This window comes from Flavobacterium hydrocarbonoxydans, from assembly GCF_009789235.1.
Lineage (GTDB): Bacteria > Bacteroidota > Bacteroidia > Flavobacteriales > Flavobacteriaceae > Flavobacterium > Flavobacterium hydrocarbonoxydans.
On record NZ_WSTB01000001.1, the window covers coordinates 219,040 to 244,554 of the forward strand.

25 protein-coding genes and 1 pseudogene are annotated in these 25,515 nt (G+C 33.8%); 17 read left to right on the plus strand and 9 right to left on the minus strand.

Annotated features, from left to right (window positions below; genetic code table 11):
- Window position 1: 1 nt before the first annotated feature.
- The 6 genes from GON26_RS00995 to GON26_RS01015 all read left to right on the plus strand — a co-directional run bounded on the left by GON26_RS00995 (window position 2) and on the right by GON26_RS01015 (window position 5,088).
- Window positions 2-1,192, plus strand: a complete 1,191-nt coding sequence (locus GON26_RS00995; RefSeq protein WP_160372872.1) for a PAS domain-containing sensor histidine kinase — start codon at window positions 2-4, stop codon at window positions 1,190-1,192.
- Window positions 1,185-2,234: a response regulator gene (locus GON26_RS01000; protein ID WP_160372873.1), complete on the plus strand. Its 1,050-nt coding sequence runs from the start codon at window positions 1,185-1,187 to the stop codon at window positions 2,232-2,234. Before GON26_RS00995 ends, GON26_RS01000 begins: the two co-directional genes overlap by 8 nt.
- A gap of 118 nt (window positions 2,235-2,352) precedes the next feature.
- Entirely contained in the window at window positions 2,353-2,802 is a 450-nt protein-coding gene (locus GON26_RS01005) for an Hsp20/alpha crystallin family protein (protein ID WP_160372874.1), read from the plus strand.
- Between the two features lie 98 nt (window positions 2,803-2,900).
- Complete coding sequence (locus GON26_RS01010; protein WP_160372875.1) at window positions 2,901-3,731, plus strand: restriction endonuclease; 831 nt, start codon at window positions 2,901-2,903, stop codon at window positions 3,729-3,731.
- 1 nt (window position 3,732) lies between these two features.
- Window positions 3,733-4,002 (plus strand): MBL fold metallo-hydrolase, encoded by a 270-nt coding sequence (locus GON26_RS21800; RefSeq protein WP_317164667.1) that lies wholly within the window; start codon window positions 3,733-3,735, stop codon window positions 4,000-4,002.
- Window positions 4,003-5,088 (plus strand): MBL fold metallo-hydrolase, encoded by a 1,086-nt coding sequence (locus tag GON26_RS01015; protein ID WP_317164668.1) that lies wholly within the window; start codon window positions 4,003-4,005, stop codon window positions 5,086-5,088.
- A gap of 8 nt (window positions 5,089-5,096) precedes the next feature.
- Here the strand turns inward: GON26_RS01015 and GON26_RS21805 are convergent.
- The 3 genes and pseudogenes from GON26_RS21805 to GON26_RS01025 all read right to left on the minus strand — a co-directional run.
- A pseudogene (locus GON26_RS21805) lies at window positions 5,097-5,534 on the minus strand (cation transporting ATPase C-terminal domain-containing protein); the annotation flags it as partial.
- A gap of 12 nt (window positions 5,535-5,546) precedes the next feature.
- Window positions 5,547-7,589, minus strand: a complete 2,043-nt coding sequence (locus GON26_RS01020; RefSeq protein ID WP_317164669.1) for a cation-translocating P-type ATPase — start codon at window positions 7,587-7,589, stop codon at window positions 5,547-5,549.
- A 99-nt stretch (window positions 7,590-7,688) separates the two neighbouring features.
- Window positions 7,689-8,126, minus strand: a complete 438-nt coding sequence (locus tag GON26_RS01025; RefSeq protein WP_160372876.1) for a hypothetical protein — start codon at window positions 8,124-8,126, stop codon at window positions 7,689-7,691.
- A 256-nt stretch (window positions 8,127-8,382) separates the two neighbouring features.
- Here GON26_RS01025 and GON26_RS01030 point away from each other — a divergent pair, with 256 nt between their 5' ends.
- The 5 genes from GON26_RS01030 (at window position 8,383) to GON26_RS01050 (ending at window position 12,035) form a co-directional block, all read left to right on the plus strand.
- Window positions 8,383-8,910: a DUF1269 domain-containing protein gene (locus GON26_RS01030; protein WP_160372877.1), complete on the plus strand. Its 528-nt coding sequence runs from the start codon at window positions 8,383-8,385 to the stop codon at window positions 8,908-8,910.
- A 51-nt stretch (window positions 8,911-8,961) separates the two neighbouring features.
- Window positions 8,962-9,525: a BON domain-containing protein gene (locus GON26_RS01035; RefSeq protein ID WP_230407877.1), complete on the plus strand. Its 564-nt coding sequence runs from the start codon at window positions 8,962-8,964 to the stop codon at window positions 9,523-9,525.
- A 514-nt stretch (window positions 9,526-10,039) separates the two neighbouring features.
- The gene (locus tag GON26_RS01040) at window positions 10,040-10,519 is read left to right on the plus strand and encodes a hypothetical protein (protein WP_160372878.1); all 480 of its coding nucleotides are present in this window, start codon (window positions 10,040-10,042) and stop codon (window positions 10,517-10,519) included.
- A gap of 68 nt (window positions 10,520-10,587) precedes the next feature.
- Window positions 10,588-11,418, plus strand: a complete 831-nt coding sequence (locus GON26_RS01045) for a universal stress protein (protein ID WP_160372879.1) — start codon at window positions 10,588-10,590, stop codon at window positions 11,416-11,418.
- A 203-nt stretch (window positions 11,419-11,621) separates the two neighbouring features.
- Window positions 11,622-12,035 carry a hypothetical protein gene (locus GON26_RS01050; protein WP_160372880.1) on the plus strand — a complete coding sequence of 138 codons (414 nt, stop codon included), beginning with the start codon at window positions 11,622-11,624 and terminating at the stop codon, window positions 12,033-12,035.
- Between the two features lie 446 nt (window positions 12,036-12,481).
- Here the strand turns inward: GON26_RS01050 and GON26_RS01055 are convergent, their stop codons facing one another.
- From GON26_RS01055 to GON26_RS01065, 3 genes are read right to left on the minus strand one after another with little or no spacing between them, the layout of a single operon-like run.
- Window positions 12,482-13,072 carry an LOG family protein gene (locus GON26_RS01055; protein ID WP_230407878.1) on the minus strand — a complete coding sequence of 197 codons (591 nt, stop codon included), beginning with the start codon at window positions 13,070-13,072 and terminating at the stop codon, window positions 12,482-12,484.
- A 19-nt stretch (window positions 13,073-13,091) separates the two neighbouring features.
- A complete protein-coding gene (locus tag GON26_RS01060; RefSeq protein WP_160372881.1) occupies window positions 13,092-13,763 on the minus strand; it encodes a BON domain-containing protein in 672 nt (223 codons plus the stop codon).
- Between the two features lie 27 nt (window positions 13,764-13,790).
- Window positions 13,791-14,450 (minus strand): BON domain-containing protein, encoded by a 660-nt coding sequence (locus tag GON26_RS01065; RefSeq protein ID WP_160372882.1) that lies wholly within the window; start codon window positions 14,448-14,450, stop codon window positions 13,791-13,793.
- A 206-nt stretch (window positions 14,451-14,656) separates the two neighbouring features.
- On the opposite strand from GON26_RS01065, the gene GON26_RS21740 reads away from it, so the two are divergent.
- Together GON26_RS21740 and GON26_RS01075 are read left to right on the plus strand one after the other, a co-directional pair.
- Window positions 14,657-14,788 carry a hypothetical protein gene (locus tag GON26_RS21740; protein WP_262885423.1) on the plus strand — a complete coding sequence of 44 codons (132 nt, stop codon included), beginning with the start codon at window positions 14,657-14,659 and terminating at the stop codon, window positions 14,786-14,788.
- Window positions 14,785-15,102 carry a LytR/AlgR family response regulator transcription factor gene (locus GON26_RS01075; protein WP_160372883.1) on the plus strand — a complete coding sequence of 106 codons (318 nt, stop codon included), beginning with the start codon at window positions 14,785-14,787 and terminating at the stop codon, window positions 15,100-15,102. The genes GON26_RS21740 and GON26_RS01075 overlap by 4 nt, the downstream gene beginning before the upstream one ends.
- Here the strand turns inward: GON26_RS01075 and GON26_RS01080 are convergent.
- Window positions 15,097-15,801, minus strand: coding sequence for a LytR/AlgR family response regulator transcription factor (locus GON26_RS01080; RefSeq protein WP_160372884.1), 705 nt, complete (start codon window positions 15,799-15,801; stop codon window positions 15,097-15,099). The two genes, GON26_RS01075 and GON26_RS01080, sit on opposite strands and share 6 nt — an antisense overlap.
- Window positions 15,801-16,631, minus strand: coding sequence for a sensor histidine kinase (locus GON26_RS01085; RefSeq protein ID WP_160372885.1), 831 nt, complete (start codon window positions 16,629-16,631; stop codon window positions 15,801-15,803). The genes GON26_RS01080 and GON26_RS01085 overlap by 1 nt, the downstream gene beginning before the upstream one ends.
- Before the next feature lie 205 nt (window positions 16,632-16,836).
- Between GON26_RS01085 and GON26_RS01090 the strand changes: the two genes are divergently transcribed.
- The 4 genes from GON26_RS01090 to GON26_RS01100 all read left to right on the plus strand — a co-directional run bounded on the left by GON26_RS01090 (window position 16,837) and on the right by GON26_RS01100 (window position 24,828).
- A complete protein-coding gene (locus GON26_RS01090; protein WP_160372886.1) occupies window positions 16,837-17,724 on the plus strand; it encodes an ABC transporter ATP-binding protein in 888 nt (295 codons plus the stop codon).
- Between the two features lie 63 nt (window positions 17,725-17,787).
- Window positions 17,788-21,096: an ABC transporter permease/M1 family aminopeptidase gene (locus tag GON26_RS01095; protein WP_160372887.1), complete on the plus strand. Its 3,309-nt coding sequence runs from the start codon at window positions 17,788-17,790 to the stop codon at window positions 21,094-21,096.
- 466 nt (window positions 21,097-21,562) lie between these two features.
- The gene (locus tag GON26_RS21745) at window positions 21,563-21,697 is read left to right on the plus strand and encodes a hypothetical protein (RefSeq protein WP_262885424.1); all 135 of its coding nucleotides are present in this window, start codon (window positions 21,563-21,565) and stop codon (window positions 21,695-21,697) included.
- 323 nt (window positions 21,698-22,020) lie between these two features.
- Window positions 22,021-24,828 carry a M16 family metallopeptidase gene (locus tag GON26_RS01100; protein ID WP_160372888.1) on the plus strand — a complete coding sequence of 936 codons (2,808 nt, stop codon included), beginning with the start codon at window positions 22,021-22,023 and terminating at the stop codon, window positions 24,826-24,828.
- A gap of 386 nt (window positions 24,829-25,214) precedes the next feature.
- Here the strand turns inward: GON26_RS01100 and GON26_RS01105 are convergent, their stop codons facing one another.
- Complete coding sequence (locus tag GON26_RS01105) at window positions 25,215-25,424, minus strand: NAD(P)-binding domain-containing protein (RefSeq protein ID WP_160372889.1); 210 nt, start codon at window positions 25,422-25,424, stop codon at window positions 25,215-25,217.
- Between the last annotated feature and the right edge of the window lie 91 nt (window positions 25,425-25,515).

Sequence of the window (25,515 nt, forward strand, 5' to 3'; positions counted from 1 at the left end):
AATGAAAAACCAGGCACTTTTAAATGCAATTATTGAAAATGCAATCGATGGAATAATCACAATTAACCAAAAGGGAATTATTGAATCTATTAACCCTTCAGCATGTAGGCTTTTTTTGTATAATCAGGAAGAAGTTATTGGTAAAAACATTTCACTTTTAATGCCTTCTCCAGATAGAGAAAAACACGATTCTTACATACAAAACTACAAATCTTCAGGAATTCCACATATTATTGGACATGACAGGGATGTGCTTGGGAGGAAAAAAGACGGAAATATATTTCCTTTCAGACTTGGAGTAAGTGAAGTTAAATTTGAGGGAGAAAGAATTTTTGCAGGTTTCATTCATGATATGAGTCACCAAAAAGAAGCGGAAAACCGTTTAATGCAATACACTCAGCATTTAGAAGAATTAGTAAAAGACCGTACACAGACGTTAAACGAAACCATTGAAGCCTTAACCGCCACACAAGAAGAGGTGAGTAACACCCTGGAAAAAGAGAAAGAACTTAATAAAATTAAAAGCCGCCTCTTATCGATGGCCTCCCACGAATTTAGAACACCTTTGAGCACCATTCAGCTTTCCACTGCCCTACTACAGCGTTATGCAGAAAATATAGATAATCCAAAAATTGAAACCCATATTCGAAAAATCAAAAGTTCCGTTGTAAACCTCACTACAATTTTAAATGATTTTTTACTTCTTGAAAAAGCAGAATCGAATAAAATTACTCTGGAAATATCAACTTTTAATCTGCAGGATTTTATTAAAGAAATTATAGGAGAACTGAAGCTTCTCACAAAAAAGAAACAAAAGATAATTAGCATACCAAATACTGAAATTATTTTGGTAAAGCTGGACAAAAACTTACTCAAAAATTGTATCATTAATCTTGTATCCAATGCTATAAAATATTCAGGAGAGGAAACCCAAATCGAACTATCGACATCTATCGCGGATACTATGGTAATCATCAATGTAAAAGATAACGGCATTGGTATTCCTGAGGAAGATCATAAACATTTGTTTGAAGCTTTTTTCAGAGCGTATAATACAGGAAATATTCCCGGAACGGGTCTCGGACTCCATATTGTTTCACGCTATGTATCTCTAATGCATGGTACTATTTCATTTAAAAGCGCCATTGATAAAGGAACCTTATTCACAATTGAATTGCCACGTTATGACTAAAATACTTATCATTGAAGATAATGACAATATCAGAGAAAATGTTGTTGAAATACTTGAACTCTCCGGTTATGAGGTTTTTGCCTCGGCTAATGGAAAAACAGGAGTGGAAACAGCCCTTAAAATGTTGCCTGATCTTATACTATGTGATATTATGATGCCTGAACTTGATGGATATGGCGTTTTACATATTCTTCATAAACATCCTGAAACACAAGCAACACCTATTATATTTTTGACTGCCAAAGCGGAAAGAGCCGATATTCGTAAAGGAATGGAGCTTGGAGTTGATGATTATCTTACCAAGCCATTTGATGATATTGAACTCTTAAAGGCAGTAGAAGCCAGATTGAAGAAAAAAGAACTGCAACAACTTTTTTATGGACAGAGTGCTGAAAACCTCAACGCAGTTATTTCTAAAGAAGACGGACTCGTAAAACTAAAAGAAATCATGCTTGATCGCAGTACGCGACATTATAAAAAAAATCAATATATACATTACGAAGGTGATCATATAACCGGAATTTACTACATTATAAGTGGGAAAGTCAAAACCGTAAAACTTACTCAGGAAGGACGTGAACTTATCACCGGTGTTTATAAAGAAAATGATTATCTGGATATCAGTATGTTGTTTTCGAATGATACTTATAACGATACAACTATTGCACTCGAAGAAACCGTATTAAGCTTTTTGCCAACAGAACAGCTTGATAAACTACTTTTTCTGTATCCTGATGTAGGGACAAAATTCATTAAAATTCTCGCAAATAATGTGAGAGAAAAAGAAGAACGATTACTACAGATTGCCTTTATGTCAGTACGAAAAAGAATTGCAAAAGACATTGTACAATTACTCCAACAGCATAGTACTGACGGATGCAGTATTAAATTTTCCAGAGATGATCTTGCAGCATTTTCCGGAACTTCGCCTGAAACTGTAAGCCGTACCCTAAGTGATTTTAAGGAAGAAGGCTTAATTGAAAAAACAACGAGTACCATTCATGTACTTAATTTAGAAAAGCTTAGTAAAATAAGATACTAATTCTTTAATGTGATCAATATCAATTTATCAAATGACTTTAATCATACAATGTCTTGATAATCTGCTGTAATTTTGGTTAAACAATTCAACAAATGTTTAATTTAAATTTTAGAATATCATGACAACACTAGCACCAACCAAGAAAAACGTTTCTCTATCAAACGTTTTTGATGATTTTTTTAATGATGATTTTCTGAACATGCCATCATTTTTTGCTTTTACAAATCAAAAAGGAGCTTTTATGCCCAATGTTAATGTTATTGAAAATACCGAAAATTTTGAAATTGAACTTACAGCGCCCGGGCTTGAGAATAAAGATTTCAAAGCAGAGGTTAAAAATGGAGTCTTAACTATCAGCGCAGAAAAAGAAGAAGAAATCAAAGAGGAAGACAAAAATTTTAGAAAAAGAGAATTCTCTTATAGCTCCTTCAGCCGTTCTTTCGTTTTACCAGATAATGTGACGGCTGATAAAATTGATGCTAATTATAAAAATGGCATTTTAAAGCTGACATTACCCAAAAAGAACAGCAGTCCTAAAACTCCTGCAAAACAAATTAAAATAGGATAAACCAAAAAAATAAGATGTGCTTATAAAAGATATTTTGTGAGCACATTTTATTTCCTATTTTGATTAAATAATCAAAATCTGCCGTAATACTGAATAACATGAAAGTAATTAAGCACTCAGGACATGTTGTACCCTTCGATATTGAAAAATTAAAACTTTCTCTTCAAAAATCAGGAGCTGCTCCAGATATTATCAAAGAATCCCTTGTACAGATACAGAATCAAATGTATGAAGGCATAACCACCAAGCAAATATACAAGCTGGCATTTGCGATATTAAAAAAAGCATCAAACGCACATGCCGCACGATATAACCTACGCTACGCATTACAAATGCTTGGGCCGGCGGGCTTTTTCTTTGAAAAATTCATATCCAGAATTTATGCCGCCGAAGGTTATAAAACAAGGACAAATCTCACCTTGCAGGGAAAATGTGTATCGCATGAAGTAGATGTTGCACTGAAAAAAGAGAATAAAGTCTGGATGGTCGAATGTAAATTCCACAGTAGCAGAGAAGGCGCTTCAGATGTAAAAGTGCCGATGTATATTCTTTCCCGGTTTAATGACCTCAAATCAAAGCACCATACTATTTTTAGCGGAAGCGAGAACATCGATTCCTGTATACTAGTAACTAACAACCGATTTACTAAAGATGCTGAGAATTTTGCCATTTGCAGCGGGATAACGCTTTTAAGCTGGGACTATCCTAAAAACAACAGCATCAAAAATAAAATAGATAAAGAAGGACTCTACCCTATTACCTGCCTCACTACGCTTTCAATGGTTGAAAAAGAAAAATTGCTTATTTTGGATCAAATACTTGTAAAAGATCTTATTAATGATTCGAAAAGCCTTTATAAAATAGGAATTAGTGAAAACAGAATTCGAAATGTACTAAAAGAAGCTTCACAAATTTGTAAACTTATTTAAAATGAAAGTAAAATTTATTGGAGGCGCCGGAACTGTAACAGGCTCAAAGACACTCATAGAAAGTAATGGCATTAGAATATTGATTGATTGTGGACTTTTTCAAGGCCTTAAAGCTCTTAGGCAACTTAACTGGAAGCCCTTACCGGTTTTGCCTTCTACAATAGATTATGTGCTTCTTACCCACGGTCACCTGGATCATTGCGGATGGCTTCCAAGACTCGTTGCACAGGGATTCACAGGTAAAATATACTGCACCTCTCCTACTAGATAGGTGGCTAAACTTGTTCTTTTAGACAGTGCTAAAATTCAGGAAGAAGAAGCCAACAAAGCCAACAAAGAACATTATTCTAAACATGAAAAGGCTGAACCACTCTATACTTTGGAGCAAGCTGAAGCTGTTCTTCCCTATTTTAAAATCGTACAACCAGATATTTCAACAGACATTGCTGCTGATATTACTGCTACATATACTGGTGCAGGACATATTATTGGTGCCTGCACTATTACACTAATACTTGAAGGCAAAACTTTGGTTTTTTCTGGAGATATTGGACGCGATGACGATGTCTTGATGTTTGCGCCAACAAAACCCATACTAGGAGATTATCTTTTTTTAGAAAGTACTTATGGTAACCGTATTCATCCGGATCTGGATGCAAAAAAAGAGCTTGAAAACTATATCAATACCACTATAGAACAAAAAGGAACTGTTATTATTCCAGGATTTGCCGTTGAAAGAGCACAATCCATAATGTATTTGATATGGCAACTTAAAACAGAGGGCAGAATTCCAAATGTTCCTTATATTCTGGATACACCGATGGGCGCCAGTGTCCTGGATGTTTTTTTACAGAATATGCAATGGCACAAACTCTCTGCCGATGACTGTCATGAAATGTGCAAAATGTTTAAAATAGTTTCTGAATATGAACAGACTATGCGAATAGTTGAAGATCCTCAGCCGAAGGTAATCATTGCCGCAAGCGGAATGGCCACAGGAGGCCGCGTATTATCCTATTTCGAGCATTATATAGGCCTGGAGAAAGCTACTGTTGTAATGGTCGGCTATCAGGCAGAGGGCACTCGTGGAAGAAGGCTTCTTGAAGGTGCCGATGAAATTAAAATATACGGGCACTACTATAACGTCGAAGCTAAAATAGTCCAGATTGAAGGACTCTCTGCTCACGGCGATCAGCAAGATCTTGTAAACTGGCTTTCAGCTCTTAAAAATGTTCCCAAATGTATTTACTTAGTACATGGAGAAAATCTTCCGGCAGATGAACTTCGAATTAAAATTCAGGATCGATATGGTTATAACTGCAGTGTTCCGCTTATAGGAAGCGAGGTAGAAATCTAGAAGATTTTTTATTTCCTTCTAAAATATTTTGGAACCTCAAACCATAATACCGATACTGATCCTGCCAGTACACATACAAGGAGCTGAAAAACTGTAGGCATTTCAAAATTAAATAAAGAACGTAAAAAGGGTACTGCAAATAGCAGTATAACCAAAAGCACCGTAATGCCTATTAAAAGAGAAACCATGAAATTTTTATATTGAAGTGTTACCCATAATGAATAATAAAAAGATCGGTTTACCAATGTGAGCACAACATTGGCCGCAATCAAAGTCAAAAAAACCATACTTCGCGTACTGTTTTCATTCCATTGATTGTATACTGACCACTGATATATACCTAGTACTCCTATAGTAATAACAACTCCCTGCAAAATACTTGTTATCAATTCTTTTGTCTTGAAAAAAGTAGAGGTCAATCCTCTTGGTCCTCTTTGCATGGTATCGGCTTCAGTAGGTTAATTCTCATAGAGTATTGAACAGGTTGGTCCCATAATAAGTTCGAGCAGAATTACATGCAGCGGACTGAAAATATTGGGATAAATCCATCCTAAAGCAAGCGGAATAAAAACGATCAGAACTATAGGTATATGTATTGATATAATATATTGAATTGCCTTTTTCAGATTCGTATAAATTCTCCTTCCCATTGCTACGGCCTCTACCATTTTAGAAAGATCATCCTCTACCAGAATAAGTGAGGCAGCATCTTTTGCAATAGCCGTTCCTTTCTTTCCCATGGAAATGCCTATGTGAGCTGCCTTAAGAGAAGGTCCATCATTGACGCCATCTCCGATCATAGCTACAATTTGTCCACTTGCTTTGAGAGCCTTGACAATTCTTAGTTTGGCTTCGGGAAACATTCGGCAAAACAAATTGATATCCATTACTTTACTTTGTAATTCTGCATTGTTTAGTTTCATAAGTTCATCACCTGTAATGGATTTTTCTAATCCCTTAAAACCGATTTGCTGAGCAATTGCGTTTGTTGTACGGGCATTATCTCCGGTAATAATCTTTACTCCTATTCCGGCTTGGTAAAAAGACTGCAGTACCTGCGAAATATTTTCCTTAGGTGGATCATAGAAAGCAACCAGACCTTTAAATACAAAAGGAATTTCCTGCTGTGTTTGAGGATACCTATTTCCTTCCAAAAGACCTTGGGCAACACCAAGAACCCTGTAGCCTTTTCCGGTTAGTTTATCCATAGCCAATAGTACGATTTCTTTTTCCTTAGTTGTAAGATGGCAAACTTCAAAAATTGCTTCAGGTGCTCCTTTTGCAGCAATAATTCGATTTCCTCCATCATCTTCAAAAATATGAGTCATCATGGGCGTCCTACCTGATAATGGATATTCATGGATCATTTTAAAGTTAGCTGTAAAATCGTTAGCTGTAAACTTTTTATAAGTAGTATGAAGAGCAATTTCCATCGGATCAAAAGGTATGGGTTCACTGGCCCACATCGCAGTTGTTATAAGATCCTCGGTTTCTTTTGATTCTCTAAAAGTGCTAACATCGGTCTCTAACCCTGATGGCAAATAAAGACCCGCTAACTCCATTTTATTCTGAGTTATGGTTCCCGTTTTATCTGTACAGATAATGGTGGCACTTCCCAGTGTTTCAACTGTTTTCATTTGTTTGACTACAATGCCCATTTTCATTAACCTGCGTGCTCCCAGTGCCATAAATGTTGTAAAAGCAACCGGTATCTCCTCTGGTAATATACTCATTGCTAAAGTAAGCGCTACCAAAAGGCTTCCCAGAATATTACCCATTCTGGAATAATTGATAGCCCATACCAGAATAAAAACCAGAACTCCAACAAAAATCATCTTTTTTATAAAATTCCCAATCTGAAGTTCTAATGGTGTCTTTTCTTGGGAAATAGCTTCGAGACTGCTCCCTATTTTTCCTAATCTTGTTTGGTTTCCTATCTCTGTAACTTTAATAATTGCCAATCCACCGACGATGGTAGTTCCCGAAAACACTTTATTATCTTCTTTTTCTTTATCTTTAAAAACACTCATCGACTCCCCGGTGAGTATCGATTCGTTTACTGAAAAATCATTTGAACTCATGATAACTCCGTCAGCAGGGACCAATCCCCCTTCCTCTACCATTACCAGGTCATTAACGACAATATCTTGTGTTTTAATATTTTGCTGTTTACCCTCACGAATAACTTTGCACAAAGGCTGTGTAAATTCCTGTAATTTTGCCAAAGCATTTTGGCTTCTCTTTTCCTGATAAAGTGATATTGCCGCTATCAATAAAATTGAAACAGTAAGAAACACTGCGTCGCTATATTGCCTATTGATAAAGTAAATTCCGGCAGCAACGAGTAATAAAAGAATCATTGGTTCTGCAAAGATGCTTTTTAGAAAAGCTAAGAACCTGTTCTCTTTTTTGTAATTATACTTATTGATTCCATATTCTGCTCTAAAGTCAAGTACTTCTTCAATATTTAATCCCTGTAATTCTGGTTCCTTATTATTCATAGCTTGTACATAAATTAGCATCGCCGTATAATATCTTAAAGATACAAAATAAGTTTTGCTTTAAACAGCGGCTTCAAGTATTGAAAAAGTATAGCTTTTTTATTCCAGACTAACCGATGGAAAGATATGCATTCGGACTTTTAAGGCCTTTAAAACCAAAGAATGTTCTTTACAAATTGAGAAAATTTTCAATGTTTTGTTGATCATTTTACGTTCCTCAATAACGGCCATAGGTCTTAGTACAATATCGGTTATCTCTGAAAATTCATCTGATAGTACTATAGACGCACGGGCGCTACTTTTGAATCTTTTAAATTTTAATCCTTTATTTCTGGCTGTGTTAAAAAATGCAGTCATATAGGAACTTTCTACGGCGGCGAGAAATAGATGCTCTGCTGACCACGCATCTTCATCGAGATTTTTTAAACAGGAATAAGATGACACTTGGATATCATTATTAAAGATAACGGCACTTACTTTTGCAGTTCCATTTAGCTGACATTCCAAATCTACCTGATATTCCTGTGAAGTTTTCATAATTACTAAATTAGTTAGTTCTTCATTAGTAATAAATGATATCCAACATATCTTTTATCTGGCACTAAATTAAAACTTAAAACAGAAGTGCTAAAAGTCATTATTATAAATGATTCAGATCATTTTTATTCTTTATTCTTTAATGCAATTTTACATACTAAAAGGAATTAACGGTAAATTTTAGATTTAAGAGTTGCACAAGTTTCTAATTTCTAAAAACCTAATAAATCTTATACTAACTAAAAAAATGACAGCCATGGAAAATCAACAATTATTCGTAGCACATTATAAATCACTGCAGCAAGCTGAGGATGCAATCAAAAAATTAAAAAAAAGTGGTTACGATATTACAAAACTTTCAATAATTGGTAAAGATTGCTATACGGAACAAAATGTTCTTGGATACTTTAATATTTACGATAAAATGGAAAAATGGAGTACTACCGGATTATTTGCCATAGGGCTCTGCGGGTTATTGTTTGGATTACTTTTTATTTTCAACCTCACTGCCAATCTTCCCTACTTTAGAATACCCATCATATATGCCTGTGTCGCCGTACTTTTAGGAGCTACTTTGCCATTAATAGGTATGGGATTTTCAAAAGATAAAACCATAAAATATAAAACTGAAGTAAAAGCCCGTAAATATGTGCTGCTTGCTCAGGAAACAAATGCCAACATTGAAATTATGAGAACCACACTTAATACTCATATTCCTAAAGAAAATTCAATAGAGGAAAAAGAGAACCGCGCTCTATTAGAGAACGAAGCTTTTCACCTCTAACAAATAAAACACTATAAACTCAAATTAGGCAACTATCTAAATGAAAATGATATGAAAACAAATGAAGAATTACAAAGAGATGTTCAAGACGCCATTAAATGGGAACCACAGCTGCATGCCGCAGAAATTGGAGTAACTGCAAAAGATGGTGTAGTAACCCTAATGGGAACTGTAGACGCCTATTATAAAAAAATTGAAGCTGAAAATGCCGCCAAAAATGTTGATGGCGTCAAAGCAGTTGTTGAAGAAATTGAAATCAAATATTCCAGCAATACCAAGTCTGATGAAGATATTGCCAACGATGCCTTAAAGGCTCTGACAGATAACTGGAATGTACCTCAGGAAAAGATTCAGATTAAAGTTGAAAAAGGCTGGGTCACTCTTGAGGGGCAGGTAACCTGGAATTATCAAAAAGAAGCCGCCAATAAGTCCGTCGGCCATCTTACAGGTGTGAAAGGCGTAACAAACCGTATCAAAATAAAATCTGAAATACAGGATGAAATTGAGAAAAAAAATATTGTAAAAGCCTTAGAAAGCAACTGGACACTGCACTCTGAGAACATATTCGTTAAAGTCGATGGTACAACCGTGACATTGACAGGAGCTGTTTCTTAGCTTTTTCAAAAAGATCTTGCAGAAAAAATAGTGTGGAAAACCCCGGGAATCTGGTGCGTCAATAATCAGCTTGTTGTGCAACATAAGTATGCCATATCAGAATAACTTTAAAAGGGAGATGAAATTCTCCCTTTTATTACAGTTGTTAAAACGCGTATAGAGGTTTCATTTTAACAGTTTTTCCTGAAAATTACATTAAATAAAAAATCATAAAAACTAATTACAACCTTAATGGCAATTATAGCAATCACAGCCCTAATTCTGATTAGTACAAAATCCAAAATCCAAAAAAAACTAACCCCTAAATAGCAGCACCATAGAACCAAGCTGGATCATATTAACATTTCTGAGCATCGTCATTTTAATTGTGATGATTTACATCTTTATACAAAACAATAAAGATCGCAACTAATATGAAAAAGATTTAAACACACTTTCAAATTTCCATGAAGAAGAATCTGAAGTAAATGACTTAGATAAATTTTGATTTTTTATACTGTAAATATTTAAAAATATGAAAACTACAATACTGTATGTTCTGTTTCTCATCACGACGGCTCTTACGCTAATAAATCGTTATACTTCTTTTTATATCAATAATTCAATACTTCATTTTATCATCCTTTTTATTGCAGCTTTGACTTTTGTATTTATTATCGGCCAGCTAGTTGGAAAATTAAAAAAGACAAAATCACAGTTACTGGTATTCATTATAGTTGGAGTTTTATGTTTTATTAAATCCTTCCTTACCTGGGGTGGTGACTGGAAAACACAAACAATTTTATACAAGAACTTGACGAATGATAATAAGAATATAGAGCTTCAAATGCGGGGGGATCGCTTTTCATTCGGATATAAAAAACGCGTTGTAAACAGGTTAAAATTATTTCCCGGATTTGACTGGACTACTGATATTGATACCACGACAATCGATCACAAACACTGGAAAAAAATGAATCTTTATGTTAATGAAATGAAGTTTGCTTCAAAATAATAATAAACTGAATTTGTCATTAATTAAAATAATTGGGCCTTCGGACCCGATCTAAAAATCTAGAAAGCATGAAAAAAATACTTGTTACAACCGACTTATCTCATAGCTCCAAAGTAGCCGTACGTTTTGTTATTCAGCTGGCATCTCAAATAGGTTATGAACTTACATTTCTATATGTAAATACGTCATTTATTATTGATCCCTTTTCAGCTGTTACTTTTGTAGGTCTTCCGGAGCCAGATAACAAAAAACAGGAGCAAGCTCTTATAAAATTTGTACATACACTCTACAGACAAACCAACAAACAGCCAGGTAAAACAACTTATATTGCGGAAAATAAACTTGATGTAAGCGAAGCCATTCTAAATTGTGCCAAAAGAATTAAAGCCGATTATATCTGTATGAGTACAAGAGGCGGTGGTCTTGTAAATAAGCTATTGGGAAGTCATACTACCAGAATCTTACATGACTCTCCGATCCCACTTCTGGTTGTTCCAAGACATTACAGAATAAAAAAATTAAGTACTATTTTATACCCGTCAGATTTAGAAAAAATAGAAACTGAACTGCCGTTGATTAAAAAATTTGGCTCCTCGTTTGATGCTTCGATCGCTGTTTACCATTATGATTATTTTACAGAGGAGGAAGAAGTCAACAAAAAACTCAATAAAATAGAGCATAAATTTAAGTCTGACAAAGTATCTTTTCATTTCAAAAAATTAAATCCTGAAGTATCTTTATTACGACACTTACAAATTGATATTATGACAATCAAACCATCTATCATAACCATATTTGCCAAAGAAAACCGAAACTGGCTGGAGCAATTATTTCAACCACTTAAAACTTCTGAAAAAGGTTTTAATACCAGAACCCCGATGCTTGTATTTAAAAAATAAGAATTGGCAGGAAAATCAGATATACGATTTAACCTGCCAATACTTTATATCTTAAACAATCCTACTTTTTCGTAATAGCGGTAGTATCTTTAATGGTTCACAATCTTTGAATATTACTTTTAAAAATCCTCTTTATTTTCAATCAAGGTTGAAATCATAATCTTATACTGTTATAAAATTTGGGTAATCAAAAAACAATTACAATGAAAAGAAGTATCTGGTTCATTATAGTATTATCTGTTTTTTTAGTTCAATGCTCTAGCTTAAGTATAATTAGTTCATGGCAGGCCTCTGAGAAGCTAAATGTAAAAACTGGTCGTATCGTCGTAGTTGGATTGATAAAAGAATCAGACCAATCGCTTCAGTGGCAAATGGAAAATCACCTTGCTGACGACCTTTGCAATCTTGGTTATGATGCCATTCCATCTATTGAACTTTATGGCTTTGAAGCATTTAAAGGAAAAGATGAAAAAGAGATTTTAAAACAATTAGAGCAAGATGATATAGCTGCCGTTTTAACGATTGTATTGCTTAATAAACAAAAAGAAAAGTACTATTCTCTAAAAAGTATGTATGATTTGACAGACTCATATAATGATAATGACTTCTCTATTTAATATAACGCTATTTACACCAAAATCTACCAGGAAGGATATTATGTCAATGATACCTATTATTTTTGGGAAAGTAATCTATTTACAATGCCAGATAAAAAATTAGAATATTCCGTACAGACACAATCCTTTAATCCCCTAAACACAAAAAGTCTTGCACATGCGTATGGAAAACTAATTATACAGGATATGCTCAGCAATAATATAATTTATAATGGTCATAAACAGAAACAATAGAGCTATTCGGCTTAAAAAAGATTTCAAAAGACTAAAATTTTAAATTACAAATGTAAAATGAAAAGTTAAAGATCTTAAATCCATTGACTGGAAATAGGCTGAAATTTTGGTTTTAATCCATAATTTTTAATGCTATGCTCAATTATAAAAAGCCTTGCCTGTTCAATATCATCTGTAATCACGAATAACTTCGAATCAGCATCATTAATGGTTCACTCACTTTTCATTAGATTAATATGGTCAATGAGCGCTTTATGATATTGTGTATTGAAAATTATTATTGGAAAATTTTTAATCTTGCCTGTCTGTATAAGTGTAAGCGCTTCAAAATATTCATCTAATGTCCCAAAACCTCCGGGCATAACTACAAAGGCAAAAGAATATTTTACCAAAAGTATTTTACGAATAAAAAAATGTTTTGTCTCTACCCATTTATCGAGATAAGAATTAGGCATTTGATCAACCGGCAGTTTAATATTACACCCAACAGACTTCCCATACACTTCTTTTGCTCCGCGATTAGCGGCTTCCATAAGACCTGGCCCTCCGCCTGTCATTATTGTAAAACCCAGTTTCGCAAATTCACCTGCAGCTCTTTTGGTAAATTCATAATAAACATGATCTTCCTTAAAACGGGAAGAGCCAAAAAAAGTAATGCAGGCACCAATATAATACAGTTTACGAAAGCATCTTATCAGTTCCCATACAATAATAATTATAAATTTCAGTTCAGCAAATCTTGACTGCGGCCCTTCTAAAAACTTAATTTCTGACTTATCACTTTGAGTTTTTCGCTCTGCCATAATTTCAATCGATTTATTATTAACACAAATAAGGCTGTTCAAGGTTCACTTTTAAATGATTGATAACTTTTATTACTCCAGGCGTTTTATACGCAATCCTTTCCGCTTCTTCTTTTTGAAAAATTGACCCAACCATTCCAGATAACTGCACAGTTGCGCCAGCAACCTCAACATCAATCTTATCTGTATCAAACGCCCAATGTCTTTGTAATGCCTTTTCCAGTAATTCTTTCTCTACCTGATCGAATACTTCCCTTTTTAGTTTAATGTTATTGGTAACTTCCCTTACCCCCTTCTGGTTTTTAATTAATTCCAGAGCGTACTCTCTTTGAAAATTCCATGGTAAAATACCCTCTGCCGTGACACAGCCTTTTTCTACAATAATACTAACCATATTTTGTGGAACGATCTGATTGTCTTTCAATTTTGCAACAATTTGAGTTGCAATTTCCTGGTCAGAGGTATAGGAATTTTTTCCAAGTACAACCTGAATTTCATCGACAATTGCCGCTACACCCTTAATTTTTTTTGCAGCATGAAGCGCTTCTGTCTTTTTAACAAGCAAATCAACATTTCCCGTAAGGGTCACCACGCCGTCTTTTACGATAACACCAATCTCGGCTGCATGCAGCAAAGGCTCAAATTTAAGAGCTTCCTGAATTTCTCTTTGCAAAATATCATTACTTTTCATATTTTTTTTATTTAAGGTTTGTATAAATCAATCAAATTCGACTAAAAGCTCATTATCTACATACCATACACCAGGCGTATTCCATGCAATTCTTTCTGCTTCCTCTTTCTGAAATAGTGAACTCACAATACCACTGAGAGTAATAGTTTTATTATCGACTCTAACTCGTATATTATCAATATCGAGCAACCAGCTGCGACGAAGCGCTTTTTCAACGAACTCCTTTTCTAGTTCATTTTTTATTTCGGCCTCAATTTTTATTTTATCAATTACTCCCCTAACACCTTCTAAATAACGAATAGCATTCTCTGCTGCTTTTCTTTGAAAATTCCAGTGCAAAATCCCTTCAAGTGTTACCCATCCATTCTCTACTGTTACTTTGAGCAGATGGTCAGGAACGGCCCAGTTTTCACGCAATACCTTAACAACTGATGCAGCTATATCGGTATCACTTTTAATTGCTGAAAAATATAAATCAACTTTTACATCGTCGACAACTGCTTTTACACCAGCAATATTTTTAACAGTTTGCTCCGCCTCTTTTTTCTGCGTATAATTATCTACCGTACCTCTAAGGGTTACAATACCATCATTAACGCTAACATCTATGTCGTTAGAATTTAAAATAGGCTCCCATTTGATTGCTTCTTTTACTTCTTTAAGTAAAACATCATTATTTTTTTTCATGGCAAAAAAATTTAAAAATTATAGCTTTGAATGATAATAAACAAAGCATTATCCTTTTTTATAGTTAGGTAAAATTCAAAAAAGCAGATTGGAAAACAAATGATCCCCATCAATCTCAAAAGTGATGTAAGTCATTATCCGTAAATAAGAGATTTAATACATTTACCCGAAGAAGTAAGACAATATTAAAAATAAATAGACCCTCAGTGGCCACTCCAATAGCGGTTATGGGAATTAAAGCAGGACTGTTTCTAATTGATGAGATTCCGGATCTATATTGTATGATCATCGACGACAACAATAAAATTTACACTTCAAAAAACATCAACCTGAAATGAAAAAGCCAAAAACAAATAGCTTCTTTTTAAGGGGTGATAAAAAGTACCATCAAATTCAATTTGACGATTTACTGTTTATAGAAGCTTATGGACATTACTGTAAAGTATATCTAAAAAATGACATGATTATAAGTCATCAGAAAATTTCAGATTTTGAACAGCTTCTTCCAAAATTTAATTTTATAAGAACCCATAAATCTTTTATTGTTGCAAAAGATAAAATTAAACAGATCGAAGGTAACAGAATATTAATTGATAAATACAAAGTACCTATTGGACAAACTTATAAAGAAAACATTATGATGCTTTTATAATTTTGAATTTAATAACCCATTTACATTCATCTTATATAGTTTCCCAATAGGAATTGTAAAATCACTGATTTTGATCCTGTTTCCTTCCACACTTTTAATATGTTTAATGGCAACAGCAAAGGATTTATGTACCTGCAAAAAATCATTTTTAGGCAGTAATTCCATTAAATCAGAGAGTTTTTCTCTAACAAGTATTGCATTGTCATTTTTGGTAATTACTTTAACGTAGTTTCCTGATGCTTCGACATATAAGATCATACCAATAAAAATCTGTATGTGTTTTTTATCTGCACGTAAAAAAAGGCTTCTTGAATATTCATCCTCCACAGGATTAATACTTACTTTAGAAGTCAAACTGGAAATTTTGTTTATCGCTTTTAAAAAACGCTCAAAACCAAATGGTTTTAAGAGGTAGTCAATAATATTTAGTTCATAACCTTCAATTGCGTACTCCTGGTAAGCTGTCGTAACAATAATTTTGGGAGGAGATGCCAGTGTTTTTAAAAAATCAAATCCTTTTAATTTGGGCATATTTAGATCTAAGAAAATTAAATCTACCGTATGATCTCTTAAATAATCCAGAGCCTCTAAGGCATCATAACAATTCTTTTTTAACTGCATATTGGGAAGCATATTACAATACTCCTCAATAATAGTATGCGCTATATGCTCATCATCTATAATTAAATACCTGATCATTATAATTTTAAAATTAAAAGTGCTTTGTATATAGTATTCTTTTTTGAAACTAAAAACTCATGCTTTTTTGGATAAGCCAATTCTAATCTTCTTTTCAAATTCTTAATACCGATACCAGATGACTGATTTACTAAATCCTTATCATAGTTATTCTCTACTTTAAAAGATATAGTATTATTATTTGAACTAAGTTTAATAGTAACAAATGCATTTTCTCTTAAATTTTCGACACCGTGTTTAAATGCATTCTCCAAAAGCATTATATAAAGTAAAGGAATTATTTTAAGCTGATCATCCTCCACAGTAGTTTCAAAATTTACGTTTATCTTTTTGTGATAACGTAAAGTATGCAAGTCGATGTAGTTTTTTAAATAGGCAATTTCCTCTCCTATCGTAACAAAATCTTTCTGGCCTTCATAAATACTATAACGCATCATATCTGAAAGTTTCAAAATTAACTCCTGTGCTTTTTTTTGATCCTTTGCCACCCAGCCGTACAAATTATTGAGTATATTAAAAAAGAAATGGGGATTTACCTGATTCTGCAGATGCAGCAGTTCCATTTTCCCGTTTTCGTTTTTTAATTTAATAATAAACAAAATTTGTTTTACCAGCCAATAAATACCAAAGCAAAATAATGCCAGATAAAGCAGGAAATAAAAACTGATAATCGGAATGCTGACTTTTGGACTATAGTTTTCAAAAAGTACTACAGAATCCTTATTCGAGGTAATTACTATAAAAAATATTACCACTATTGGGACTGCTGCTAAAACTAAAGCAATTGCCCCGATGATATTCCTCTTGTTATTGTTAGTTGTTAAAATCATAATCACAAATGTAAATTAATAAAAATTATTGATAAAATTAAGTTGACAAACGATCCATACAGCCCTTTCAACGGCCACAAATAAGTGATGAAAACACTTTATGAGCACCCTGTATATTTTTATCACAAAACAGACCGGTTCATCACATTTACTTTATTGATATCAGCTAAGAAAATATGTTTGTTTAAAATTTAAATTCAAACAAATGAACAGTCTTAGTATTTCCAATCTCTCCAAAACCTATTCTAATGGTGTAAACGCACTGCAAAACATAACGCTGGATATTCCGGTAGGCATGTTTGGTCTTTTGGGTCCCAATGGTGCAGGAAAATCAACTTTAATGAGAACAATCGCCACATTACAAGAGGCAGACTCCGGCAGCGTGAAACTCGGAGATATAGATGCCCTTACGCAGAAACATGAACTAAGAAAAGTATTGGGATACCTGCCCCAGCAATTTGGTTTGTACCCTAAAATTTCCGCTGAAGTCCTCCTGCACCACTTAGCGGTGTTAAAAGGAATTACTAAGCAAAAAGAACGCCGCGAAATAGTGAATGCACTTTTACATAAGACTAATTTATATGAGGTAAAAAACCAAAACCTCAGCGGATTTTCAGGCGGAATGAAACAGCGTTTTGGCATCGCGCAGGCATTACTCAATAACCCAAAATTACTTATTGTTGATGAGCCTACTGCCGGACTCGATCCTGTTGAAAGAAACCGGTTTTATAACATCTTAAGCGAGCTTAGTGAAAACACAGTGGTAATACTATCAACGCATATCGTGGATGATGTAAAGGAATTGTGCACCAACATGGCCATCATCAATAAGGGAGAAGTACTTCTTAAAGGGAATCCTTTGGAACTAATAAACCAGACTGAAGGAAAAATATATCAAAAAACAATTCATAAAAATGAATTGGAAGAGTATAAGAAAGAATATAAAGTAATTGCAGAAAAATTATTTCTTGGAAAACCTATAATTCATGTCATAAGTGAAAACAATCCCGAGAATGGTTTTATCTCAGTAAATGCTGGTTTAGAAGATGTGTACTTTTCGCAGATTCTTGCCAGTTCTAAAAAGAAACTTTAATTCTCCTGAATACTTAATCAAGTAAAATTTTCTATTCTAATCTATTAAAATTAACGATTAACCATGTGGTACGACATATTTAAATTCGAAATCCAATACAGAATAAAACGCCCTGACACCTATATCTTTTTTATTTTTATATTTTTCTTTTCCCTTGCGGGTGTGGACTTTGTCTTTCAAGGGATTGATATGGGTTCCGTAAAAACAAATGCGCCTATAGTTATAGCAAAAGCAATGGCTGCTGTTACCGCAATTTTAATGATGGTGACTTCTTTAATTATGGGTGTTTCAGTATTGCGGGACTATCAATACAATATAGAATCTCTATTATTTGTTAATCCAATCCAAAAGCGGGATTATTTATTAGGCCGGTTTCTAGGCTCTTTTGCAGTATTATTGTTTGTATTTACAGGGCTTTTATTAGGATTTACCCTTGGGGAATTTATGCCTTGGCGTTATCCGGAAAATTTAATGCCTTTTAACTTTTTAGCTTATCTGCAGCCCTTTATAATTGTAGTGCTGCCCATGCTGTTTTTTGGATCGGCATTGTTTTTTGTTAGTGGCGCTTTAAGCAGAAACTTAATGGTAGTCTATACACAGGGAGTACTTCTTTTTGTTCCCTTTCTATTGACAAAATCTATAAAGAACGATTTCCTGCAAGCCCTTTTAGATCCTTTTTCCCTGACAACGCTCACTGATATGAATGCCTTGTTTACAACAGCAGAACGCAATTCAACGCTTGTTCCTTTTACTGGTGTGCTTCTATACAATAAATTATTCTGGGTTTTTCTAGGAATGCTTATTTTAATAGTAGGGTACTTCAAGTTTAATTTTAGTACAGCAAAAAACAAAAAACCTAAAGAGAAAAAAATAAAGACTATCCATGACTTAACTACTGCCGCTAACGAGAATCTCAAAATCCCCATAGTATTAATACAGTATAATTTTAAATCACAATTTGTTCAGCTATTACAACTTACATGGTTTTATTTTATATCCATTTGTAAGCAGGTATCGTTCTGGGCTATTATCATCTGTGCATTGATTATCATTTTAATAAACTCTATTAATCTGAATATTACATATGATGTTGCCAGTTATCCTACAACCTATCTTGTTATAAAAGAATTAAAAGAATTATCTCTATATTTTTTTGTAATAATACTGATCTTCTATTCTGGCGAGCTCATTTGGAAAGAAAGAGAAATTAAGCTGGATTTAATCTATGACGCAACATCCATATCGGGTATTATAAGCTTGCTGAGCAAATTCCTGGGCCTTTTATTGATTTACATCGTATTGATACTCTCACTAATTATATTTGGAATTACCTTTCAAACGGTAAATGGCTGGTATCACTATGAACTGGATGTTTATTTCTATGGTTTTTTTATTGAGTTTTTTCCTTTTCTGGTTTTATACACCTTTATATCTTTTTTCTTTCAGGCGCTAACAAATAATAAATTCATAGGCTTTATTTTAGTAATGGTTTTTGTTATCCTAAATACTGTTTCGGAATTCTTTGGTTTCGAGCACGATCTTTACAAATTTGGCGGGAGTGGTTTGGATTCCTATTCAGACATGAATGGTTACGGTCACTTTCTAGTATCCTATTTCTGGATTAAGGCATATTGGATTGTATTTGGCATTCTCTTGCTAATCCTCGCCTCGATTCTCTCTGTCAGGGGCACTGAAACCAGTTTAAAAAAACGTATCATGTTCGGTATGCAGCGATTAACAAAACCCATGCTCCAATTTGTATTGTCAGTATTACTGGTATTTACTTTACTAGGAAGTTATATTTTCTACAATACCAATATCCTGAACAAATATGAAAGTACCAATGATAAATTAGAATTTAGGGCAGATTATGAAAAAACGCTCAAAAGGTTTGAATATCTGCCGGAGCCTAAAATTACGGATGTTAAGCTGCAAGTTGAACTGTATCCAAAAACCAGAGATTATACGCTCGAAGGTTATTACATACTTACCAATACCTTAAAAGAACCTATTTATAAAATCTATTTACAAAAACCGATAGCATCAGAAATAAATTTAGAAGAGGTCAGTTTTGAGGGAGAAGCTTTAGTAGATAAACAATATAACCAATACGGGTTTTATATCTACACATTAAAAAAACCATTACAAGCAGGTGAAGCTGTTAAAATGAAATTTAAGCAGAGGTATACAACTAAAGGTTTCAAAGAAAATGATTCTAATAACAGTGTCCTTCAAAATGGTACATACTTGACAAATAAAGCGTTACCAACTCTAGGCTACAGCAAAGAATATGAGCTTGGTGATACTAGAATTAGGACAGAATTTGAACTGCCGCCTGCAAAAGGAATGGCCAAAAGAAATGATAAAACGGAATTAACTTATTCAAGTACTGGAGGTAACGCTGATTTAATCAATTTTGAAGTTACTATCGGAACAGACAAAAATCAAAAAGCAATTTCTTCAGGTACTTTACAAAAGAGATGGACAGTAGGTAATCGTTCCTATTTTCATTATAAAACGGATAAACCAATAGTAAATCAGTATGCGATAATATCGGCAGATTATGAAGTTTCCAAGAGCAGATGGTCTGCTAAAAATGATCGTTTGGCAACTCCGGTAGATTTAGAAATCTATTATCAAAAAGACCATCAATATAACCTGGACAGAATGACCCAGGCTCTTAAATTATCTTTTGATTATTTTTCTACGAATTTTGACTCTTATCAACATAGGGATATGCGTATAATAGAAACTCCTAATTACATTGAACAAGCAGAGTCTTTCTCCGGAGCAATACCATTTTCTGAATCTAATGAATTTATGCTCAATATTGATGACCAATCAGATGTCGATATTATTCTCTACAGAACAGCGCATGAATTAGCACACCAATGGTGGGGAATGCAGCTGCAGGCGGCAAATGTTCAAGGAAAAAATATGATTTTGGAAACCCTGGCCCAATATTCTGCTTTAATGGTCATGAAAAAGAAATATCCCAAAGAAAAAATAGAGCAGCTTTTGCAAAAAGAACAAGAAGTCTATATGCAGGCAAAGAAAAGATACGACAAACAAGAAGTTCCTTTAGAATTAGTTGAAAAACAAGATTATATATTCAATGCAAAAGGAATTTTAGCAATGTCCGCTCTTCAAAATTATATTGGGGAAGAAAAGGTGAATCTTGCTTTAAAAAGGTTTATTCGTGATTGGAACAACTCTAACGGAAAATTGAAATCAAAGACTCCTAATTACCCAACAACAAAAGAACTGCTGACTTATTTTATTGAAGTTACGCCCGTTTCTTTGCGTCATAAAGTGTGTAGTTTGTTTGAAAATACGAAATCCAATAGTAATATTATATTTAACGGTAAATGAATGTAATTTTTTAAATCTTTATAGTATAAGGATTAAACAATAATGGCTAAAATTTCTACTGGAATTATTTTAATTACAATACTTGTCTGTGCGTTTCAGGCAAGTATTGTAAAATTAAAAACACCACATTGCCAAAGGGTAAAGAACATGGCTCGAATATTATAACTCATATCAAAAAAACTAGATAAATTTTTCATCAATCCCCAACAGGACATCCAAACCAAATTCATAAAGCCATTCAAAGACAGACTCTACATCCAGTAAGCAAATCTCTTCAAATCTTGCATAAAATTTATAGAAATTTGTCCTGTTCCTGTCACTCTACGGTACAAAAAAAACCGTCGTTTTTTAGATAAAATAAGCTTACCATTGCGAAACAATCTAAGAAAAATCATAATAGCTCATTTCAGTTTTTTTCTTTAACTAAGAAATGCAAACAGGATACAAAAAACTGTAAAACAAATAATTGACCAAAATTCATTATGTTTATCTTCATAATATTCTGGTCATGCAATTTGAAGAATATGAATATACAGGAAGAATTACGCCTCTGGAATCTCAAAAAATGCTTAATGATGAAGGAATGAATGTTACTTTGTAAGAAGCTACCGAAATTTTAAAATTTCTAGCTAAAATGGCAGATGTAACTGTACGGAAATTTTTAAACGAAATAAGAAGATATATAACCAATTTAGGTTTTGTAGCAATCGATTTTAATATTTAAAATCTCAATTATATTAATTATAGAGCGCATCAATTCGAAACTTTATTAGCATAAAAAGCTCATAGTATTATTACTTTAAGTTTTGTGGCAAAATCGTGGCACATGATGTTTTATAAAAAATAAAACTCATTAAAATCAACACCTAAGAAGTTTAAGTTCGAAACATTACTAAGAAACAGAAGATAACAAATACAAGAAACATGTATAATACACATAAAAAGCAAATCATAAACGCGATGATGATCTTATCTTGTCACGTTATGTTTTCTCAGTTCAAAACTACCATTGCTTTAGATAAAAATGTTACTACAGGCAAACTTAAAAACGGATTAACGTATTACATTCTCCATAACGAGGAACCAAAGGACAGGGCGAGTTTTTATTTTGTTCAAAATGTGGGAGCCATATTAGAAGAAGACAACCAAAATGGACTTGCTCATTTTCTCGAACATATGGCCTTTAACGGAACAGAACATTTTAAAGGGAAAGGAATCATTAAAATGCTGGAAAAAAACGGAGTCACTTTTGGAAAAGACATCAACGCCTATACCGCCCAGGATGAAACCGTTTATAATATCAGTGGTGTTCCGGTAAACAATGAAAAACTCATTGATTCTACGCTTTGGGTATTGCACGATTGGTCTGGCTCTCTTTCGCTTAGCAACGAAGAAATTGATGCCGAAAGAGGTGTCATCACAGAAGAATGGAGAACAAGAAGAACCAGTAGTTTTCGTTTAAAAAACCAAACGGACCAAATCTTATACAAAGGATCAAAATACAGTAAACGAGATGTTATTGGTGAATTGAATATCATTAATAATTTCAAATATCCAGAACTTAGAAACTACTATAAAAAATGGTACAGACCTGATTTACAAGCCGTAATTATAGTGGGAGATATTGACGTTAAAGCTATGGAGGAAAGGGTTAAAATCATATTCTCGAATATACCTCTGGCAAAAAAAGCAACGCCGCGCAAGTACTACGATATCCCTAAACATGATGAATTGTATTTTGGAACTGCAAGCGATAAAGAAGCCGTAAATACACAGATCACATTACAATATGTGCTCGATGAGCCACTGGTTAAAGATTCAATCCTTACCCGAAAAAATGTAATGAACTCTTTTTATACCAGTATACTTAACAGCCGCTTAAAAGAGCTATTGCTGAAAAATCAAAAATCAAGCCTGAATCTAAAAGCTTATTTTGAACCGATTTCAAGATTAAACACCTCTTTCAACCTCTCGGCTACAGCTCAAAAAGACCGGCTATTAGAGTCTTTTGAAGAGGTCTATACCGAAGCGGAACGTTTGAAAAGATACGGCGCAGTTCCGGCAGAATTAGACCGTATTAAAAAAGATTTTATAAGTTCTTATGATGACTTTCTTAAAAATAAAGACAAGGTAGACAGCGATAGCTGGGCCGATAAACTAACGGGGTACTTTTTAAAGGCAAAACCTTTTCTTAGTCCTGAGGATGATTATAATCTTGTAGTGGGAATTATAAAAAATTTATCATTAGAAGAATTAAACAACTACCTAAAAACAATACAACAAAACACTAATCAGGTAGTTTTAGTTACGGGTTCTGAAAAAGACAAAAATGAGTTCCCTACAAAACAAGCCGTTATCGATGTGATGAAAAAGGTAGAAACGATGCCTTTAGCCCCTTATAAAAAAAAGGTCAATAATGATCCTTTAATACAAAAAGAGCTAAAGCCAGTTAGAATTAAAGAAAATTTCAACGTCCCTGAGCTAGCCGATGCAAAAGGATATATACTGGAGAATGGAGCTAAAATAATCATTCTTCCAACGAATTATTCTTCAGATCAGGTCCTTTTTACCGCTTTTGGCAAAGGAGGTAAATCTTTAGTAAAACAGGAAGATTTAGCCTCTGCTGAAATTGCAACTACCCTGGCAAGATCTTCCGGACTTAGTAATTTTGATACAACCGCTTTAAAGGAAAAACTAACTGACAAAGTAGCAAAAGTAACTCCCTATATTACAGAGAACACCCAAGGATTCCAGGGAAGTTCAAATGGACAAGATTTCGAGACCATGCTACAATTGCTTTATCTTTCTTTTGAAGCGCCTCGTTTTGATGTTAATATCTATGATATCTTAAAAACACAATATAAAAATCGTTTGGAAAATCTCAAAGAGGATAACGATAATGCATTTAACGATACTGTAGCTTTGGCTAATTCAAATCACAACACGCGTACCTTTATTTTTAATGAAAAATTCCTTGAGAATATCAATTTACAAAAAGCAGAAAAAATCTACAGAGATCGCATTAGAAATGCTGCCAATTTCACTTTTGTTTTTGTTGGAAACATCCCGGAGTCTGCTCTTGGATTAATACAAAAATACATTGGAAATATCCCGTCTGATCTTACGGCTACCTCATCCTTTACAGATCATAATCTCGAGCCTAAAAAGGGTAAAACAGTGGTTCATTTTAAACGCAAAATGCAAACACCTAAAAGTACTGCCTATTTACATTTAACGGGAAAAATACAGTATAGTGAAGAAAATGCCATCGGAATGTATATCATCGGAGAACTGTTATCAAAACGTTTTCTGCAGACCATTCGTGAGGAAGAAGGAGGGAGTTACGGTGTAACTGTTAAAGGAAGCCTACAGACACTTCCTAGCTCCCGTTATGATCTTAGCCTTAGTTTTGACTGTAATCCAGAGAAACAACACAAACTAATGCAGATTGTCTACAAAGAACTCGACGATCTTAAATCAAAACCAGCCATTGCCAGTGACTTGGAAGATATCAAAAAAGCCATTATAAAAAGCAGGGAAGAATCAATTAAGACCAATTCGTATTGGGGAAGTATCATTTACAATATCAGTATGAATGATATACCCAATATGCAGGACACTGATTATAAAAATTTAATTTCAAAAATTAACCAAAAAACGATTCAGCAATTAAGTAAGCATGTTTTGGATAATTCTAGCAGCGTTGAAGTAATTATGGATCCGAAGCAATAACGGGCGATAATTATTTTATTTTTATTTTTATTTTATTAGTCATTAAAGGTTGTCAATTTCAGGACAGCCTTTTCTGATTTAAACCTGCCAAAACCATAAAGACCATTATTTCAGTTTCGTTATAAAATCTTTAGCTACATTAAAAGTCAGCTTAGGAGCTTCTTTTTGAGGGGTATGTCCTAAGTCCGGAATGACAATTCTTTTGGTTTTTTCCGCTTACAAGGTTAATCGTTCTGTTAACCTGTTCCAATGTTCCATACTCATCCGCTTCACCTTGGATAAAAAGTAAAGGACAGATAATATCTTTCAATAAGTATTCAATATTCCAGTCTTTGTAGTCAGCTCTTGTCCAAGTCTGCGTCCATGCCTTAAAGATACTGTCTACTTTATCTCCATGATATTTGCCAGTCGTTCTGCAAGATCAGTCGAATTGTTGCTGGCTGCACTAGACTGCCTAATCTCTGAGAAAGCTGGTTCGCTTTTTCAATTGTTCTATCAGCAACAATAACTGAACGTTTTCCTTTTGTCAGATTTGTGACAATTGCAGCTCCGATGTTTCCCATGCCGATAACTGCAACTTGTGATTTTTGTGTCATAACTATTTCTATTTAATGTAAACTATAATTTGTAGAAACAAATATCCGACCATGGATAGCTATATTCCAATGACTTAGTTTAAGAAATAGT

Excerpts from the sequence above, each read along its gene's own strand:
- GON26_RS01010 (WP_160372875.1), top strand. The coding sequence starts at position 2,901 with ATGAAAGTAATTAAGCACTCAGGACATGTTGTACCCTTCGATATTGAA.
- GON26_RS01065 (WP_160372882.1), bottom strand. The coding sequence starts at position 14,450 with ATGAAAAAAAATAATGATGTTTTACTTAAAGAAGTAAAAGAAGCAATC.
- GON26_RS01105 (WP_160372889.1), bottom strand. The coding sequence starts at position 25,424 with ATGACACAAAAATCACAAGTTGCAGTTATCGGCATGGGAAACATCGGA.
- GON26_RS01060 (WP_160372881.1), bottom strand. The coding sequence starts at position 13,763 with ATGAAAAGTAATGATATTTTGCAAAGAGAAATTCAGGAAGCTCTTAAA.
- GON26_RS01075 (WP_160372883.1), top strand. The coding sequence starts at position 14,785 with ATGAAAAAGCCAAAAACAAATAGCTTCTTTTTAAGGGGTGATAAAAAG.
- GON26_RS01005 (WP_160372874.1), top strand. The coding sequence starts at position 2,353 with ATGACAACACTAGCACCAACCAAGAAAAACGTTTCTCTATCAAACGTT.
- GON26_RS01030 (WP_160372877.1), top strand. The coding sequence starts at position 8,383 with ATGGAAAATCAACAATTATTCGTAGCACATTATAAATCACTGCAGCAA.
- GON26_RS01095 (WP_160372887.1), top strand. The coding sequence starts at position 17,788 with ATGTGGTACGACATATTTAAATTCGAAATCCAATACAGAATAAAACGC.
- GON26_RS01050 (WP_160372880.1), top strand. The coding sequence starts at position 11,622 with ATGAAAAGAAGTATCTGGTTCATTATAGTATTATCTGTTTTTTTAGTT.
- GON26_RS01035 (WP_230407877.1), top strand. The coding sequence starts at position 8,962 with ATGAAAACAAATGAAGAATTACAAAGAGATGTTCAAGACGCCATTAAA.
- GON26_RS01100 (WP_160372888.1), top strand. The coding sequence starts at position 22,021 with ATGTATAATACACATAAAAAGCAAATCATAAACGCGATGATGATCTTA.
- GON26_RS01045 (WP_160372879.1), top strand. The coding sequence starts at position 10,588 with ATGAAAAAAATACTTGTTACAACCGACTTATCTCATAGCTCCAAAGTA.
- GON26_RS01085 (WP_160372885.1), bottom strand. The coding sequence starts at position 16,631 with ATGATTTTAACAACTAACAATAACAAGAGGAATATCATCGGGGCAATT.
- GON26_RS01025 (WP_160372876.1), bottom strand. The coding sequence starts at position 8,126 with ATGAAAACTTCACAGGAATATCAGGTAGATTTGGAATGTCAGCTAAAT.
- GON26_RS00995 (WP_160372872.1), top strand. The coding sequence starts at position 2 with ATGAAAAACCAGGCACTTTTAAATGCAATTATTGAAAATGCAATCGAT.
- GON26_RS01090 (WP_160372886.1), top strand. The coding sequence starts at position 16,837 with ATGAACAGTCTTAGTATTTCCAATCTCTCCAAAACCTATTCTAATGGT.
- GON26_RS01040 (WP_160372878.1), top strand. The coding sequence starts at position 10,040 with ATGAAAACTACAATACTGTATGTTCTGTTTCTCATCACGACGGCTCTT.
- GON26_RS21800 (WP_317164667.1), top strand. The coding sequence starts at position 3,733 with ATGAAAGTAAAATTTATTGGAGGCGCCGGAACTGTAACAGGCTCAAAG.
- GON26_RS01080 (WP_160372884.1), bottom strand. The coding sequence starts at position 15,801 with ATGATCAGGTATTTAATTATAGATGATGAGCATATAGCGCATACTATT.
- GON26_RS01000 (WP_160372873.1), top strand. The coding sequence starts at position 1,185 with ATGACTAAAATACTTATCATTGAAGATAATGACAATATCAGAGAAAAT.
- GON26_RS01055 (WP_230407878.1), bottom strand. The coding sequence starts at position 13,072 with ATGGCAGAGCGAAAAACTCAAAGTGATAAGTCAGAAATTAAGTTTTTA.
- GON26_RS01020 (WP_317164669.1), bottom strand. The coding sequence starts at position 7,589 with ATGAATAATAAGGAACCAGAATTACAGGGATTAAATATTGAAGAAGTA.